Source organism: Paenibacillus sp. SEL3 (assembly GCF_054602585.1).
The window spans coordinates 2,425,001-2,440,714 of record NZ_CM137725.1 but is presented as its reverse complement, the minus strand read 5'-3'; the positions used below and the strand labels follow the sequence as shown (position 1 = coordinate 2,440,714).

At 44.5% G+C, this 15,714-nt stretch carries 21 protein-coding genes (1 of these 21 running past the window's edge); 19 read left to right on the top strand and 2 right to left on the bottom strand.

Annotated elements, in window-relative coordinates; translation table 11 throughout:
• Positions 1-8: 8 nt before the first annotated feature.
• The 18 genes from rplO (at position 9) to ACYCS5_RS11320 (ending at position 13,693) form a co-directional block, all read left to right on the top strand.
• Positions 9-449: a 50S ribosomal protein L15 gene (rplO, locus tag ACYCS5_RS11405; protein WP_013312149.1), complete on the top strand. Its 441-nt coding sequence runs from the start codon at positions 9-11 to the stop codon at positions 447-449.
• Entirely contained in the window at positions 449-1,747 is a 1,299-nt protein-coding gene (secY, locus tag ACYCS5_RS11400; RefSeq protein ID WP_459761075.1) for a preprotein translocase subunit SecY, read from the top strand. Before rplO ends, secY begins: the two co-directional genes overlap by 1 nt.
• Positions 1,748-1,837: 90 nt before the next feature.
• A complete protein-coding gene (locus ACYCS5_RS11395) occupies positions 1,838-2,482 on the top strand; it encodes an adenylate kinase (RefSeq protein ID WP_029514486.1) in 645 nt (214 codons plus the stop codon).
• 5 nt (positions 2,483-2,487) lie between these two features.
• A complete protein-coding gene (locus tag ACYCS5_RS11390; RefSeq protein WP_459761074.1) occupies positions 2,488-3,027 on the top strand; it encodes a M24 family metallopeptidase in 540 nt (179 codons plus the stop codon).
• Positions 3,028-3,036: 9 nt separating this feature from the next.
• Complete coding sequence (locus tag ACYCS5_RS11385; RefSeq protein ID WP_459761073.1) at positions 3,037-3,345, top strand: hypothetical protein; 309 nt, start codon at positions 3,037-3,039, stop codon at positions 3,343-3,345.
• A gap of 2 nt (positions 3,346-3,347) precedes the next feature.
• Positions 3,348-3,563 (top strand): translation initiation factor IF-1, encoded by a 216-nt coding sequence (infA, locus tag ACYCS5_RS11380; RefSeq protein WP_006212898.1) that lies wholly within the window; start codon positions 3,348-3,350, stop codon positions 3,561-3,563.
• A 118-nt stretch (positions 3,564-3,681) separates the two neighbouring features.
• Complete coding sequence (gene rpmJ, locus ACYCS5_RS11375; protein ID WP_003333770.1) at positions 3,682-3,795, top strand: 50S ribosomal protein L36; 114 nt, start codon at positions 3,682-3,684, stop codon at positions 3,793-3,795.
• A gap of 21 nt (positions 3,796-3,816) precedes the next feature.
• Positions 3,817-4,185, top strand: coding sequence for a 30S ribosomal protein S13 (gene rpsM / locus ACYCS5_RS11370; RefSeq protein WP_007432560.1), 369 nt, complete (start codon positions 3,817-3,819; stop codon positions 4,183-4,185).
• A 19-nt stretch (positions 4,186-4,204) separates the two neighbouring features.
• Positions 4,205-4,600, top strand: a complete 396-nt coding sequence (gene rpsK / locus ACYCS5_RS11365; RefSeq protein WP_013312144.1) for a 30S ribosomal protein S11 — start codon at positions 4,205-4,207, stop codon at positions 4,598-4,600.
• Positions 4,601-4,735: 135 nt separating this feature from the next.
• Positions 4,736-5,680 (top strand): DNA-directed RNA polymerase subunit alpha, encoded by a 945-nt coding sequence (locus ACYCS5_RS11360; RefSeq protein WP_007432558.1) that lies wholly within the window; start codon positions 4,736-4,738, stop codon positions 5,678-5,680.
• Between the two features lie 34 nt (positions 5,681-5,714).
• Positions 5,715-6,080, top strand: a complete 366-nt coding sequence (gene rplQ, locus ACYCS5_RS11355; RefSeq protein WP_013312143.1) for a 50S ribosomal protein L17 — start codon at positions 5,715-5,717, stop codon at positions 6,078-6,080.
• A gap of 151 nt (positions 6,081-6,231) precedes the next feature.
• On the top strand, positions 6,232-7,017 hold the full coding sequence (gene truA / locus ACYCS5_RS11350; protein WP_165150811.1) for a tRNA pseudouridine(38-40) synthase TruA: 786 nt from the start codon (positions 6,232-6,234) through the stop codon (positions 7,015-7,017).
• Between the two features lie 183 nt (positions 7,018-7,200).
• Positions 7,201-7,638: a 50S ribosomal protein L13 gene (gene rplM / locus ACYCS5_RS11345; RefSeq protein WP_013312141.1), complete on the top strand. Its 438-nt coding sequence runs from the start codon at positions 7,201-7,203 to the stop codon at positions 7,636-7,638.
• 20 nt (positions 7,639-7,658) lie between these two features.
• Entirely contained in the window at positions 7,659-8,051 is a 393-nt protein-coding gene (rpsI, locus tag ACYCS5_RS11340; RefSeq protein WP_013312140.1) for a 30S ribosomal protein S9, read from the top strand.
• A 1,713-nt stretch (positions 8,052-9,764) separates the two neighbouring features.
• Complete coding sequence (locus ACYCS5_RS11335; protein ID WP_029514483.1) at positions 9,765-10,457, top strand: phosphoadenylyl-sulfate reductase; 693 nt, start codon at positions 9,765-9,767, stop codon at positions 10,455-10,457.
• A gap of 54 nt (positions 10,458-10,511) precedes the next feature.
• Complete coding sequence (sat, locus tag ACYCS5_RS11330; RefSeq protein ID WP_340887114.1) at positions 10,512-11,681, top strand: sulfate adenylyltransferase; 1,170 nt, start codon at positions 10,512-10,514, stop codon at positions 11,679-11,681.
• A 68-nt stretch (positions 11,682-11,749) separates the two neighbouring features.
• On the top strand, positions 11,750-12,526 hold the full coding sequence (cwlD, locus tag ACYCS5_RS11325) for an N-acetylmuramoyl-L-alanine amidase CwlD (protein WP_039274926.1): 777 nt from the start codon (positions 11,750-11,752) through the stop codon (positions 12,524-12,526).
• 60 nt (positions 12,527-12,586) lie between these two features.
• Positions 12,587-13,693, top strand: a complete 1,107-nt coding sequence (locus ACYCS5_RS11320; RefSeq protein ID WP_318628397.1) for an Mrp/NBP35 family ATP-binding protein — start codon at positions 12,587-12,589, stop codon at positions 13,691-13,693.
• Between the two features lie 226 nt (positions 13,694-13,919).
• Here ACYCS5_RS11320 and gerD read toward each other — a convergent pair whose 3' ends face one another.
• Together gerD and pdaB are read right to left on the bottom strand one after the other, a co-directional pair.
• Entirely contained in the window at positions 13,920-14,666 is a 747-nt protein-coding gene (gene gerD, locus ACYCS5_RS11315; protein ID WP_459761072.1) for a spore germination lipoprotein GerD, read from the bottom strand.
• 106 nt (positions 14,667-14,772) lie between these two features.
• Entirely contained in the window at positions 14,773-15,552 is a 780-nt protein-coding gene (gene pdaB, locus ACYCS5_RS11310; protein ID WP_459761071.1) for a polysaccharide deacetylase family sporulation protein PdaB, read from the bottom strand.
• Positions 15,553-15,650: 98 nt separating this feature from the next.
• Between pdaB and ACYCS5_RS11305 the strand changes: the two genes are divergently transcribed.
• Positions 15,651-15,714, top strand: the start of a protein-coding gene (locus tag ACYCS5_RS11305; RefSeq protein ID WP_039274920.1) for a stage II sporulation protein M. Its footprint extends 551 nt past the window's final position; the window shows 64 of its 615 coding nt (coding positions 1-64); its start codon is at positions 15,651-15,653; its stop codon lies off the right edge, out of view.

The window sequence follows — 15,714 nt, the reverse complement described above, 5'->3', positions numbered from 1 at the left end:
AACGAACGATGAAGTTACATGAGCTTTCCCCAGCTCCAGGCTCCCGCAAAGAACGTAAACGTTTGGGTCGTGGTCCTAGTAGTGGTACGGGTAAAACTTCTGGTCGTGGTCATAAAGGTCAAAACGCTCGTTCCGGCGGTGGTGTACGTCCGGGCTTCGAGGGTGGTCAAAACCCACTGTATCGTCGCTTGCCTAAACGCGGTTTCGTAAATCCTACTCGTAAAGAGTATGCGGTTTTGAATATCGAAGATTTGAACAGTTTTGCAGCGGGTACAGAAGTAAGCCCTGAGTTTTTGCTGAACAATGGCATTGTGAAAAACGCCAAATCCGGAATTAAAATTCTGGGTAACGGTGAAATCACTGTGAAATTGACAGTTAAAGCGAACAAGTTCTCTCAATCTGCGGTAGAGAAAATTGAAGCTGCCGGCGGTAAAACCGAGGTGATCTAATGTTCAAGACCCTGAAAAATATATGGCGGGTTGAGGATCTTAGAACCCGAATCCTGTTCACCCTGTTTATACTCTTTGTATATCGTATTGGCTCCTTCGTGCCGGTTCCCGGCGTGAACAAGCAAGTCTTTACTTCTCAGGATCAAGCAGGAAGCGAGTTGTTTGGACTCCTTAACACCTTCTCAGGGGGCGCATTGTATCAGTTTTCGATCTTTGCCCTCGGGATTATGCCATATATTACAGCGTCCATCATTGTACAGTTGCTGTCAATGGACGTGATTCCGAAACTTGCGGAATGGGCTAAACAAGGAGAGCATGGTAAAAAGAAGTTGGCTCAAATTACGCGTTATGGTACGGTGATACTTGGCCTGATTCAAGCATTCGGAACGTCGATTGGCTTTAATCGACTGTACGGTGCAGCGATGATTCCAGGAGCCACTTTTGCAGATTATCTGGTCATTGCCATTGTGCTTACAGCAGGAACTACGTTCCTTATGTGGCTCGGTGAGCAAATTACCGAAAAGGGAATCGGCAATGGTATCTCTATTGTTATCTTCGCAGGGATTGCGGCGGGTATTCCAAGACATATTCGGACGGTTGTAGAATCTCAGTTTATTCAGGCGGATCAGCTGTTTATGAATATTCTGAAGGCAATTATAATTGCTCTGGTGATTGTTCTGATTATTGTTGGTGTTATCTACATCCAGCAAGGTATTCGGAAAATCCCGGTACAATACGCGAAACGTGTAGTTGGCAACAAAATGTACGGTGGCCAGAATACGCATATTCCGTTGAAAATTAATGCGGCAGGCGTTATTCCGGTAATCTTTGCGGTATCATTGCTGCAATTCCCGACAATTATTGCGAGTTTCTGGGCAGATCATGTTTGGGCTAAGTGGGTTACCACTTACTTGTATTATGACAAGCCGCTGGGCATGGTTTTGTATGTCGTAATGATTATCGGTTTCACATTCTTCTATACCTTTGTACAGATGAATCCGCAGCAAATGGCCGACAATATGAAGAAAAACGGCGGTTATATTCCGGGAATTCGTCCGGGTAAAGCCACGGAGAAATACTTGACACGAGTAATGTCACGTTTGACAATGACAGGAGCTTTGTTTCTGGCAGTCATATCCGTTTTGCCGGTATTCTTCGGTTCGCTTTCGGGCTTGCCTCGTTCCGTGCAAATTGGCGGTACTTCATTGCTCATCATCATTGGTGTAGCATTGGATACAATGAAGCAAATCGAAAGCCAACTGATCAAACGCCATTACAAAGGCTTCATCAACAAATAGGCAATAGGTACCGGCTTAGGATGTTCGCATGCTTACCGGCACCTTTTGTGCTGTTTCTTGTGTAGGGGTCGTCTTGAGGAGTGACAGATTGTGAATATTTTGATCATGGGCCCTCCGGGGGCTGGTAAAGGTACACAAGCAGATGTCATTGTGAAGGAATTCGGCATTCCTCATATCTCGACAGGTGATGCTTTTCGCCTAGCGATGAAACAGGGAACACCTATTGGCATTAAAGCTAAAGAATATATCGACAAGGGTGAACTTGTTCCGGATGACGTAACAATCGGCATCGTTGAAGAACGGCTGCAACAGCCAGATTGCAAGAAAGGGTTCTTGCTGGACGGTTTTCCAAGAACTTTGGCTCAGGCTGAAGCCTTGGATCAAATTTTGGGTCGTTTGAATACGAAGCTAGATGACGTTATTAACTTGAAAGTGGATAGTGACAACTTGTTGGCACGAATCACAGGACGGCGGGTTTGTAAAACCTGCGGAACTAGCTATCATATTGTCTTTAATCCTCCTAAGGTTGAAGGCATTTGCGACAAAGACGGTGGGGAACTCTATCAGCGTCCTGACGATAATGAAGATAGCGTAAGAACACGACTTGACGAATATAGTAATAAAACAGCACCACTCCTCACGTTTTATGAGAACCAGAATCTTCTGCGTCATATCGACGGAGAACAGGATATTGATGTGGTTTCCCAAAATATCGTGTCCTTGTTGCGGGGTTAGCTGTAATGATCATTTGCAAGTCGGGGGCGGAATCAAGCTTTATGAGGAAAGCTGAGAGAATAGTTACGGAAACGGATCATTTCTTGGCAGGACACATCGAGCCCGGTATTACGACCGGTGAACTTGATCATTTAGCTGATCGGTATATTCGCAGTCAGGGAGCTGTGCCGTCTTTTAAAGGTTATAACGGTTTTCCTGCTAGCATTTGCGCTTCAGTCAACGAACAACTGGTGCACGGATTTCCCGGCAAAAGCAAGTTAAACAAAGGCGATATCATCGCGAAAACTCGCCAGTTTACAATGTCGCATGCCATTCGGCAATATATTGAGAATCCAAACCGTGGTATTCCTGAGCAGGGGCCGAGGCTGAAAACCGGCATTGTGCTGGCTATTGAATCTATGATTCAAATAGGTTCTCACCATGTAGGGACGCTGGAAGACAACTGGACGGTCGTTACGATCAACGTAACCTCATGTGCTCATAACGAGCAAGCGGTGACGTGCGAAACGGGCGGCATGGACATTTTCACGAAACTGAGTGCGTAGGTGATTGGAATGATTCAGCAAGGAAACCTGCAAATCGGTCAGCTGGTGAAGATTCTGAAAGGCAGAGGTGCCGGACAGATTGCGGTTGTCGTTTTAGTAGCAGATAGCAGGTTTGTATATATTGCGGATGGGGATAAACGAAAGTTTGATCAAGCGAAGAAGAAAAATGTTCTTCATTTGGTGCCTCAGCCAAAGATTAGTAGCGAGATTGTAAACAGTTTAAACGAAAGCGGTCGGGTGACGAATGGAAAGCTGCGCCATGCAGTGAAAACTTTCCTGGATTCGTCCGAATACCAAGCTGAAGAGAAAGGAGACTGACTTTGGCCAAAGAAGATGTCATTGAGGTTGAAGGTACGGTAATCGAGCCACTGCCGAACGCTACGTTCAAGGTAGAGCTGGAGAACGGTCATCAAATTCTTGCTCATGTTTCCGGAAAGCTGCGGATGCACTTTATCCGTATTTTGACAGGCGACAAGGTGGTTGTACAGTTATCGCCTTACGATTTAACCAAAGGCCGTATAACGTACCGCAAGTAATTCATGCAGGTTTTTATTAAACGTATATCATTTAAAAAAACTTGTTTTGCTCGGCAAAACGATGTGAATGTTCACGAAGCGAGTTTTACCAGGGTAAAGCTTGGAGGAGGTAATCAACATGAAGGTAAGACCTTCTGTAAAACCTATTTGCGAAAAATGCAAAGTCATTCGCCGCAAAGGGAATGTAATGGTTATTTGCGAAAATCCGAAACACAAACAAAAACAAGGTTAATAGAAGGGGGTGTAGCGTAAAATGGCTCGTATAGCTGGTGTGGATTTGCCACGTGACAAACGCGTTGAGATCGCCTTGACTTACATTTTCGGAATCGGTAAAACGACTTCTCAGAAAATCTTGAAGGAAACAGGCATCAGTGCAAACACGCGTGTTCGTGATTTGACTGAAGATGAAGTGAGCAAATTACGTGAAACGATCGACAAAGAAGTTAAAGTAGAAGGCGATCTGCGTCGTGAAATTTCCTTGAATATTAAACGTCTGACTGAGATTGGCTGCTACCGTGGTGTTCGTCACCGTCGTGGGTTGCCTGTTCGCGGACAACGTACTAAAACTAATGCTCGTACGCGTAAAGGTCCTCGTCGGACTGTAGCGAACAAAAAGAAATAAGAAGGGAGGATAACATTCAATGGCTAAACCGAAAAAAGTTGTACGTACAAAACGCCGTGACCGTAAAAATATCGAGACTGGCGTGGCACACATCCGTTCCACGTTCAACAACACGATCGTTACGATCACAGATCCACACGGTAACGCAATCTCTTGGGCCAGCTCAGGCGGCATGGGATTCCGTGGTTCCCGTAAATCTACTCCATTCGCAGCGCAAATGGCCGCAGAAACTGCTGCTAAAGCTGCTATGGAACACGGCATGAAAACTGTCGAAGTCATGGTTAAAGGACCTGGTGCAGGTCGCGAAGCAGCAATCCGCTCTTTGCAAGCTGCTGGTTTGGAAGTTAACCTGATCAAAGACGTAACTCCGGTACCTCATAACGGATGCCGTCCTCCAAAACGTCGTCGCGTCTAATGAGATTTCTCCTCTGCGTGTAGTATAGATCCGGCACAAACTGCCAAGAATGGATGTTTAGGTATACTGCATGATAGACTATGGATAAGGTGAATGTTTCATATAGGAGCGACGTTTTGAAGGAGGGATATTGCAGTGATAGAAATCGAAAAGCCGAAAATTGAGACGGTTGACGTCAATGATGATGGCACCTATGGAAAATTCGTAGTAGAACCGCTGGAACGCGGATACGGTACGACGCTTGGAAACTCGCTTCGCCGTATTCTGTTATCCTCGTTACCGGGGGCAGCAGTCACATCGGTTCAAATCGATGGGGTTCTGCACGAGTTTGCAACGGTTCCCGGTGTGAAGGAAGACGTAACGGAGATCATTCTGAACTTGAAAGCTTTATCGCTTAAAATCCACTCGGATGAAGAGAAAGTACTCGAAATCGATGCGGAAGGCGAAGGAGTTGTAACGGCAGGAGATATCCGTGCGGATAGTGATGTGGAAATTCTTAATCCGGATCTTCACATTGCTACGCTCGGACCGGGTTCGAGACTTCACATGCGTATTTTTGCCAATCGCGGTCGCGGTTACGTTAAGCAGGATCGGAACAAACGTGATGACCAGCCGATCGGCGTCATTCCCGTCGACTCCATCTACACTCCGATTGCACGCGTGAACTACGGCGTAGAAAATACGCGTGTCGGCCAGGTTACGAATTATGACAAGCTGACACTTGAGGTTTGGACTGACGGAAGTATTCGTCCCGAGGAAGCAGTGAGCCTTGGAGCCAAAATTTTGACCGAGCATGTGATGTTGTTCGTGGGTCTCACGGACGAGGCTAAAGATGCTGAAATTATGGTTGAAAAAGAAGAAGACAAGAAAGAAAAAGTTCTTGAAATGACGATCGAAGAGCTGGATCTCTCCGTCCGTTCCTATAACTGCCTTAAGCGCGCTGGTATCAATACGGTACAAGAACTCACGACTAAATCTGAAGAAGATATGATGAAGGTCCGTAACTTGGGTCGCAAATCTTTGGAAGAAGTACAAGAGAAGCTCGAGGAACTTGGTTTAGGACTTCGTACGGAAGAATAGTACAGCAACGTTTTTGTGAAGGAGGGGAAATTACATGGCATACCAAAAATTGGGCCGTAACTCCAGTGCCCGTAAAGCTTTGTTTCGTGATTTGGTAACCGATCTGTTCTTGTATGAGCGTATCCAAACTACTGAGGCTAAAGCAAAAGAAGTTCGTTCTATTGCTGAAAAACTGATCACCAAAGCGAAAAAAGGAGATCTGCACGCACGTCGCCAAGTGGCTGCGTTCGTTCGCCGTGAAACTTTGGATGGTGAGCAGGATGCAATCCAAAAGCTGTTTAGCGAATTGGCTACACGTTACACTGAGCGTCCAGGTGGATACACTCGTATCTTGAAATTGGGACCTCGTCGTGGCGACGCCGCTCCAATGGTATATCTGGAATTGGTTGACCGCGCGTAAACAGGCGAAGATGAGGGAAGGGTGGACAGAATCGGCTTGATTCTGAACAACCCTTTTTTTCTCTTGGAGGAGTCCTTGAGGGGCTTCTCCTTTGTTATGTTCGGTTATTCCTTGTAAGGCCAGAGACTACCCCTATAAAGGTGTGAGAAGCATGCGGAACTTGTGCATGAAGGTGAACTATGACGGAACCCACTATGATGGCTTTCAGACGCAGCCTAACGGTAACACCATTCAGGACTGCCTTGAACATGCTATCTACTCATTGACGGGCGAGCGTCTTAAAATTACAGGCTCAGGCCGTACAGATGCAGGTGTACATGCATACGGGCAGGTATTCAATTTTCACACTGAATCGCCGATTCCAATACAGCGCTGGTGTCTGGCACTTAATGCCTGGTTGCCTCGTGATATCATCGTTACGGATGCGAGAGAGGTGCCAATGTCCTTTCATGCACGCCGCATGGCGAAGCGGAAGACATATCGGTACAGTATTAATGCGAACCGGTTTCCGGACATCTTTCACCGTCGTACACAGGCCCATCATCCAACGAGTCTGGATGTAAGAGCGATGGAGGAAGGGTTGGCTCATTTAGTTGGCACCTTTGACTATACTTCGTTCGCATCTCGACGTTCCCAAAAGACGAATCATGTTCGCACTATTTACGAAGCCTATATGACAGTAGACCATTCCTTTTCACGTCCGGGCTCGGATGATCAGGGAATTATCCATACTTATATTACAGGTAGCGGATTTTTGCAGCACATGGTTCGGATTATTATGGGGACTTTGCTGGAAGTGGGAGAAGGCAAAAAATCGTCGGATGATATTCCTTCCATTTTGGAGGCGAAAAGTCGTTCAAAGGCTGGACCTACGGCTGTTGGACACGCTTTAACGCTCTGGAATGTAGAGTACGACGAAAACATCAAAAAACATTGATTTTACCCTTGCGGAATTGATGGTTATCCTGTAATATAAAAGTTGTGTTTTCTTAATGGCTTTCCCACAGCCCCAATTAAGATAATCACTTTAAAGTAACATCTAATCCATCAATAATGCAGCAACTTAACGAACGAAGATAAATGATGATTTCTGTTAACGAACTTAAGGAGGATACTTTTCATGCGTACTACGTATATGGCGAAGCCAAATGAAGTTGAGCGCAACTGGCACATCATTGATGCCGAAGGCAAAACGCTCGGTCGTCTGGCAAGCGAAGCGGCTGCGTTGATTCGCGGCAAACACAAGCCACAATTTACACCACATGTGGACACAGGTGATTTTGTTGTTGTAATCAATGCGGAAAAAATCGTATTGACCGGTAAAAAAATGGAGAACAAGAAATACTACCGTCACTCCCTGCATCCGGGTGGTCTGAAAGTAACGGTTGCACAAGAAATGGTTAAGAACAAGCCTGAGCGCATGTTGGAATTGGCTGTTCACGGTATGCTTCCTAAAACTCGTCAAGGCGAGAAAATGAAGCTGAGACTTAAAGCTTACAGAGGCACTGAGCATCCACATGCAGCACAAAAACCTGAAGTTTACGAACTTCGCGGATAATTAAAAGGGAGGACAGTTTCATGGCACAAGTACAATACTATGGGACAGGTCGTCGTAAACATTCGGTAGCTCGTGTTCGTCTCGTACCGGGTGAAGGACGCATTGTCATCAATAAGCGTGATATTAATGAATATTTCGGTTTGGAAACTCTCAAACTGATCGTAAAACAACCACTGAACCTGACAGAAACAGTTGGTAGCTATGACGTACTCGTTATCGCTCATGGTGGTGGTATCTCTGGTCAAGCCGGCGCAATTCGCCACGGTATTTCCCGTGCTCTGTTGAAAGCAGATCCGGAATTCCGTCCAGCTTTGAAAAAAGCAGGATTCTTGACTCGTGACCCACGTATGAAAGAACGTAAAAAGTACGGACTCAAAGCCGCTCGTCGTGCACCACAGTTCTCGAAACGTTAATATTTCGAATACAGAAGAACCTTTTCCTTATGGAAAGGGTTCTTTTTTAATTTCCTAATCATTATCCACATGTGGATAAGTAGACCTAGTCTAAAGCTATGAGTTTCAGCATGTTTCAGCGAATACATAAATAACCGCATGGAAATGCACGGAAAACGAGAAGTTATCCACGAAGGAATTGAAGATGATATTGTTATATACAAATACAGTTTGCTATTTCAACGTAGTTTATTCTGTAATGTTTATAACATGTGACTAAATATATTGTCCGGCTATTTAGTTTAGCCTGGTCTTAATATTCTTTGCTAAGTGCTGTTTTGTGAGGATACTTTGGTATCACCTGTTTATGTAAAGATCTCCTTGATATGTTCTGGAGGGGTTGTCTATGCCTCTTGTAGAGCTGTTTTGGGCGCAGCTAGGGATAGGGCAAGGAATACCTCTTTTTATTTGTGCGCACTGGGCAGCAGGACGATCCTTAGCCTAGCAATGTCCGCTGCCTAAGCTGCTACAATTGTAACGGCGATGTACATGTTACTGGTAATGGAAATAGTCTACACAGCAATCGCCCTAAACTATAACCAGGAGCACTATTGTATTGTCCGACTGTTTACTCTCATAAAATCGCTCCTCATTGATGACAGGCTTTAAAAAGACTTCCAGAGCGATAAGAGCCTTGTTTGTGTCCAGTGGATCAATTGTTCGGTAATTGCCTCTACAAGCGCTATAGGATTGGATAGAGGCATAATAAGAATTCAGTGCGGAGTCATTTCTTTTATAATTTCCACAATGAAGGTATCGCTGACGCCAGAGCTCCAGAATAGTATAGTGGTTTCATCTGGCTAAAAATTCGGGTAAATGCTATTTCGCTTTTACCCTCTTCTGAACTTATCCACATACGGACTTCATCTTTTGAATGCAGAATAAGAATTCTGAAGCTAAAGGTATTTTCAAATCCCTCAGTTGGCGTCCTTCGATAATCTTAGATTCAGAAATGATGCTTGTTATCTTCTATAGATAGTTTTGCATGATCAAGTAACCCAAAGTTGTTCAGTATTACCGATGGCTGCCTCGCACTGGGCACAGGATTAGGATACGCTGCTCCTAGTTGACTCTAAAGCATTTTACTCAGAAAATCCGCAAGCAGACGTTAAGTACAAAAAAACATTTTGGCTATCAAATCATTCAACCAAGTGATTTTACGTAGCATGATAGGTTGTCAAAAAAATGCTTATCCGTACGTTCGGTTTGCTCTTCCAAAGTCACCATAGGGAATATTCCTTCAAGGACCAAACTACTTCCATATGTTGTTGTATAAGAAAGGCCTTTTTTTAAAAGCGTACTGTTAGTACATCTTTGTCTTCGACAGGGTGGAGAACAAGCCATCTTTCTTGACGGAAAAAATCCCTAATTCAAGCATACTTTCAGCTACAATAGTTACCTTTAGTAACCAAAGAGCTTATGTACCATTCTCAAATGTTTGGTATAAGAATATTTTATATAAAGTCAATGAACTTGGTTGGATACGCAAGAAAGCATTAAAGAATGCTGACAGAACAACATTCCTACAAGTTTGGGTGGATAAATGCTTGCATGAGGACATTTTGCCTTGGATTGACAATGATTAAGAAAGTTTTATACTGTATTTAATCTTATTAGTTTAGTCGGTATTGGAGTGACACTATTTATGAATCTTCATATGGAGGCGCATTGATAATGAATTTATTGGAGAAAGAAGCGTTGATTAGAGTCAAGGCAATTGAACTGGAAGATGCTACGCCAGAGGAAATTATCCAGTATGCTGTTCTTACATTTCCCAATCTTACCTTTGCTTGTAGCTTCGGAGCAGAAGATGTAGTACTAGTAGACATGCTTCAAAAAATTAGCCCTTCCACCGACATTTTTTACTTGGACACCGACTTTCATTTTCAAGAAACTTACGATACGCGAGATCAGATGAAGGCCAGGTACAACTTGGATTTTGTTAGAGTCTCTCCCTTAATTACTCCCGAAGAGCAAGCGGCTAAACATGGAGAGGAACTGTGGAAAACAGATCCTAACACATGTTGTGGTATACGCAAAGTTGAGCCGCTGACACGCATTTTGTCGCAATACGATGCATGGATTACCGGTATTCGCCGCGATCAGGCCCCTACTCGTGCGAATTCAAAAAAGATAGAGTATGATGAAAAGTTTGGACTCGTTAAATTTAACCCCTTGGCAAGCTGGACATCCGAGGATGTATGGAACTATATCCGCACTCATGAAGTGCTGTATAATCCATTGCATGACCGCAATTATCCAAGTATCGGTTGTGAGCAATGTACCCGTGAGGTCCTACCAGGTGAAGATCCTCGTGCAGGTCGTTGGTCTGGCAATGAGAAAACGGAATGCGGGCTCCATCAATAAAATGATATTCAGGTAGCTATGAGTCATATTTATGAAGAAGAAGGGAAGTGCATTATGACTGCAATTCTTCCGCATGGCGGAACACTTGTTGATAAAATCATTACAGGCCCGGAACAAAAAGCGCTTTTGCAGACTGCGAGGGAATTGTTTCCTATCCGTGTAAACTCATGGACCATTTCTGATCTGGATTTAATTGGAGTGGGGGCTTTCTCTCCTTTGACGGGGTTTATGAATGAATCTGACTATAGGTCAGTGGTAACAGATATGCGTCTTGCCGATGGTACAGTCTGGAGTATTCCCATTACTCTTGCAGTTGCAGAAAGTATAGCCAGTGAATTGAAATTAGGTCAGCAGGTGGCTTTAGTGGGGGAAACAGACGGTACCATTTATGCTGTACTTAATATTGAAAGTATTTATCAGGTAGATCAGGCTGAGGAAGCCAGAAGAGTATTCAAGACGGATGACCCGGCTCATCCTGGCGTAAACAAACTGTTAGATCGACCTGCTACGTATGTTGGTGGATCTGTGCAAGTGCTGAATCGGCCGGAGCCCACACAATTTAGTGAGTTTTACTATACACCATCACAGACACGCGACTATTTTGCAGAAAAAGGTTGGAAAACAGTGGTCGGTTTTCAAACACGAAATCCGGTACACCGAGCACATGAGTACATCCAAAAAAGCGCGATGGAGATTGTGGATGCATTGTTTCTAAACCCACTCGTTGGTGAAACCAAGTCAGATGACGTTCCGGCAGATGTGCGTATGAAGAGCTATTTGGTGCTGCTGGACAATTATTATCCGGCTGATCGGACTTTTCTGGGGGTATTTCCTGCTGCCATGCGATACGCGGGCCCTAGAGAGGCCATTTTTCATGCTATTGTGCGAAAGAACTATGGCTGCACCCATTTTATTGTTGGAAGGGATCATGCTGGTGTAGGAGACTATTATGGTACCTACGAGGCACAGGAAATTTTCAGCCACTTTACACCTGAAGAGCTGGGGATTACTCCATTGTTCTTTGAACACAGCTTTTATTGCACCCGATGTGGAAACATGGCTTCAAGTAAAACATGCCCACATCCCAAGGAGCATCATTTAACGCTCTCGGGCACCAAGGTACGGGAATTGTTGCGCTCTGGGGTTTGCCCGCCACCTGAATTTACACGACCGGAAGTCGCTCAAGTGCTGATTGAAGGTATGAAGGAATTTGTTCATGCCTGAGTTGTACTATCTACACGCCTCGTCCCATATAGATTATTAGTATCTGTATAGGACGGAGGCGTTTTGTTATGCAAAAAAATAATCGTAAAAACGAGGTTACACTGTGGATTCGCTATCGGACGTTGCAAAAAATGCTGTTGGGCTGTTGTCTCGCCGTTCTATTTATTACACTGGCATTGTATGAGATACCTGCTTCGAGAGCTTGGACCCATTGGAGTTTACCCCTTACAGGTAAAGTAATTGCCATAGATGCTGGACACGGAGGGCCTGATGGAGGGGCGGTTAGCAAAGAAGGGATTATTGAAAAGGATATTAATCTGGCAATCGCTTTTTATTTGCGGGATTATTTACAGCAAGCAGGTGCTGTTGTTGTCATGACACGTGAGGATGACCGCGACCTGGCGCAGCAAGAAACGAAAGGTTATTCCAGAAGAAAAACGGAGGATTTGAAGCAGCGTGTGCGTATAATTGAGGAGCAGAAAGCAGACCTCTTTCTAAGTATTCATATGAACAGTATCCCGTCGAGCCGTTGGAGTGGAGCCCAGACCTTTTACGTACCTAACCATGCAGATAACGAGAATTTGGCGTCTTTAATTCAGGAAGAGATCAAACGCAACTTGGAAAATACGGACAGAGTGGCTAAGACCGTGAACACAGTTTATTTATTGAAAGCTCTCAAAATGCCATCAGCCCTTGTTGAAGTCGGATTTTTGTCCCATCCAGAGGAGGCCAGACGACTAAGTGACGTGAACTATCAAAGACAGGTGGCGGCGTCCATATATAAGGGGATTTTGCGTTACTGTGCCGGGGAAAAGGGGATCTCACCAGCACCTGAGGCCAGATAGTGGTATACTGTAAGTGTTTACCACTCCGTAAATTCATCAAAGCAGAGGTGCTGATAAATCATGCAATCAAGAGAGCAAGTTATAGAGTTACTTCAACAAGTACGGGAGCCTTATACAGGACGCCGTCTAGTCGATCTCCATTTTATTCGGGATGTGGTTGTTAAAGAGGATCGTGTATCCTTGACCGCTATTAGTCTGAATAACCAGGAAGAGACGCTTGCAGAACTGGAGCGGGAAATCCGGCAGACTTTAGAAGAGGCGGGATTAAGCCACGTCCATATTCGTATTCGTGAGGCATCTGAGCATGAAAAGTCCGCAATTCAAGCTGGGGAGAATACCGAGGACGCCGCTGACCCGGTTTTGACCAAAGGACATGCTGTCGGTATGGAAGAACATGAGCTGCTTAACCCAGCATCCGGCGTCCGGTTTATTGCTATTGCAAGCGGAAAAGGTGGTGTCGGAAAATCGACAGTAGCTGTAAATTTGGCTGCAGCTTTAGCTAGACAGGGGAAGCGTGTGGGTTTAATTGATGCGGATATCTATGGATTCAGTGTGCCAGATATGATTGGAGTAGAGGATGTACCTTCTGTCGAAGAGGGTATCATTCAGCCAGTGGAGCGATTTGGTATCAAAATCATGTCTATGGGCTTCTTTGTCAGAGAGAATAACCCGGTGATCTGGAGAGGTCCCATGCTAGGGAGAATGCTCAGACAGTTTTTTAGTGATGTCGAATGGGGAAAGCTGGACTATATGATTCTCGATTTACCACCAGGCACTGGCGATGTAGCGCTTGACGTACATCAAATGATTCCGCAGAGTGAAGAAATCATTGTTACTACTCCACATGCGACGGCGGCTTTTGTAGCTGCACGTGCAGGCGCAATGGCGCTTCAAACGGATCATAAGGTCATCGGTGTTGTGGAGAACATGTCTTATTATGTGTCCTCCACTGGAGAAAAGGACTATGTTTTTGGGCGAGGAGGAGGGGCTATGCTGGCAGACACTCTTCATACAAAACTTCTTGCTCAAATTCCGCTGGGTATTCCAGATAATCATCCGTCAGAAGCCGACTTTTCTCCATCAGTATATAAATCCGAGTCGGCGACAGGAGCCATTTACAATGATATTGCTGCTCAAATTATGATCTTGCACACGAAATCTAAATAAAGAAAAAAGGCTGGTTTTTAAACCAGCCTTCAGGCTGTCGAGAAACCCCCTGTTTTTTAATCAGGTTTAAAATGGCCACTTTGATCAAATAAAAATGGGTCCTCAGATCGTTTTAAATCGATTTTTGTTTTAAAAGTTGAGTTTCCCCAAATAAAAAATAAAGTGCCGGAAAGTCCGTTGGACTTTCTCGACACTCTGAAGGCTGGTTTTTAAACCAGCCTTTTTATTATTGGCTTCCTCCTTGTTCTCCTTCGCCCCCACCTTCGCCGCCCCCCCCACCTTGCTTATCGCCGCCTGCACCGCCTTGCTCACCACTTTTTTTCTCAACCTTGGGTTGAAGCTCCTCTTGTACGACGGTTTTGAGTAAATTCATAACCTCAAGTCGGAAAATCGGATTTTGCATGGCATCATGCATGACTGTCATAGATTGTTTGCGATATTCAGGGGTTTTAGTTAAGTCCATATACATTTTGGTTAATTCTGGCGACTTGAGCATTGCTTCAATTGATTTTTGATAAGAAGGGTCTTTTATAAGTTGCATATGAAGCTGTTTGCTTTGGCTGTTGATGGCTTTGGCAAATTCTCCGGCAAAACGCGGATCAGTCATAATCTTTTCGATTTCTTTTTTATATTCAGGTGATATCAAAGTATCTTTGACTGCGATCTTCATCTGCTCAGCCGATTGCATGGGCATAAGCATTTTCATTCCCATGTTGCCACCAGCCCCACCACCAGATCCACCCTCTTCACTGCTTTGACCGGATTGTCCTTCTTTGGATGAACTGTTTTCCCCAGTTAAAGCTTCCTCTACCGCTTTTTTTCCGTCATCACTTTTCAGGATATCGACAACCATCGTTTTCATCTCTTTATAACTGTTCTGGGGGGGCGCAGAACCCTGATCCGAGCCGCATCCACTCAGTGCAACGCCCAGTACGCATACCGTGCTAACAAATCGCAAACGAGTCCAATTCATGGCCGTATTCCTCCTTCATCATGAATGTGGATAGTATGCGGATGAATGGGGAGAAATATGTCGATTTGCTTTTGGTTTTTAGCTGAGAACGATGTAAAATAACTCCTTAAAGACCCAGTGCCTGATCGCGTACTTCTTTGCCTTTTACTGTACCCTGTTGAAGCAGTTCAGATACAGTCACGAATTCATAGCCCTGTGCACGCAACTTGTCGATAATGACGGGCAAGGCTTCATGCGTTTGTTTACAGGAATCACTGGCATGCAGAAGGACGATATCGCCAGGATGCGCTTTATTTACAACACGGTCGATTATGACCTGAGTACCAGGGTTTTTCCAATCCAGGGAATCTGTATCCCACTGAATGGTTTTGTAGCCTAAAGTGCCGGCAACCTGAAGGACTCGTTTATCAAAGTCGCCATTAGGCATACGGATCAACTTCGGGGAATGTCCCGTCAGTTCGGTTAATGTGGTATGAGCAATTGAAATCTGCTTACGAATATCTTCATCGCTTAAGCTACTGTAATTTTCATGTTTATGGCCATGACTGCCGATTTCAAAACCACTTTCTTTAATCTGATTCACAAGCTCTGGATGTGTTTTACTCCAAGGGGCAGAAAGGAAAAAGGTGGACTTGGTCACTTTTTTATCCTCAAGGACTTTTAAGATGGGGGCAGTACGCTTATCTCCCCAACTAATATCAAAGGTGAGAGCGATCAACTTTTTGTCCGTGGGTACACTATAAATAGCGGTTGGTGCTTCCTCGGAAAAAACCGTAACATTATCGGTTTCTACATAAATGACTCCAACGGTAAAGACGGCTGCAGCCATTACGATTAAGAATCGTTTGATTTTTTTACCGTTTAATACATAGAAAAAAGAATTCATGGTTAATAACGCTCCTTTCATCCTAGAAGTGCTTGTTTACTTAAAGCTATGCCAGGGGTTGTCAATTATTCCATTAGACTAATAGGAGGAATTATCAAATGGGACTAAAAGCATTTCTTCACGATTTACACACGACAAGACGGTTAATTTTAATCTCTGCAC

Excerpts from the sequence above, each read along its gene's own strand:
- rplO (WP_013312149.1), top strand. The coding sequence starts at position 9 with ATGAAGTTACATGAGCTTTCCCCAGCTCCAGGCTCCCGCAAAGAACGT.
- rpmJ (WP_003333770.1), top strand. The coding sequence starts at position 3,682 with ATGAAGGTAAGACCTTCTGTAAAACCTATTTGCGAAAAATGCAAAGTC.
- ACYCS5_RS11390 (WP_459761074.1), top strand. The coding sequence starts at position 2,488 with ATGATCATTTGCAAGTCGGGGGCGGAATCAAGCTTTATGAGGAAAGCT.
- rplM (WP_013312141.1), top strand. The coding sequence starts at position 7,201 with ATGCGTACTACGTATATGGCGAAGCCAAATGAAGTTGAGCGCAACTGG.
- secY (WP_459761075.1), top strand. The coding sequence starts at position 449 with ATGTTCAAGACCCTGAAAAATATATGGCGGGTTGAGGATCTTAGAACC.
- ACYCS5_RS11320 (WP_318628397.1), top strand. The coding sequence starts at position 12,587 with ATGCAATCAAGAGAGCAAGTTATAGAGTTACTTCAACAAGTACGGGAG.
- pdaB (WP_459761071.1), bottom strand. The coding sequence starts at position 15,552 with ATGAATTCTTTTTTCTATGTATTAAACGGTAAAAAAATCAAACGATTC.
- sat (WP_340887114.1), top strand. The coding sequence starts at position 10,512 with ATGACTGCAATTCTTCCGCATGGCGGAACACTTGTTGATAAAATCATT.
- rplQ (WP_013312143.1), top strand. The coding sequence starts at position 5,715 with ATGGCATACCAAAAATTGGGCCGTAACTCCAGTGCCCGTAAAGCTTTG.
- gerD (WP_459761072.1), bottom strand. The coding sequence starts at position 14,666 with ATGAATTGGACTCGTTTGCGATTTGTTAGCACGGTATGCGTACTGGGC.
- truA (WP_165150811.1), top strand. The coding sequence starts at position 6,232 with ATGCGGAACTTGTGCATGAAGGTGAACTATGACGGAACCCACTATGAT.
- rpsK (WP_013312144.1), top strand. The coding sequence starts at position 4,205 with ATGGCTAAACCGAAAAAAGTTGTACGTACAAAACGCCGTGACCGTAAA.
- cwlD (WP_039274926.1), top strand. The coding sequence starts at position 11,750 with ATGCAAAAAAATAATCGTAAAAACGAGGTTACACTGTGGATTCGCTAT.
- rpsM (WP_007432560.1), top strand. The coding sequence starts at position 3,817 with ATGGCTCGTATAGCTGGTGTGGATTTGCCACGTGACAAACGCGTTGAG.
- ACYCS5_RS11385 (WP_459761073.1), top strand. The coding sequence starts at position 3,037 with ATGATTCAGCAAGGAAACCTGCAAATCGGTCAGCTGGTGAAGATTCTG.
- ACYCS5_RS11335 (WP_029514483.1), top strand. The coding sequence starts at position 9,765 with ATGAATTTATTGGAGAAAGAAGCGTTGATTAGAGTCAAGGCAATTGAA.
- rpsI (WP_013312140.1), top strand. The coding sequence starts at position 7,659 with ATGGCACAAGTACAATACTATGGGACAGGTCGTCGTAAACATTCGGTA.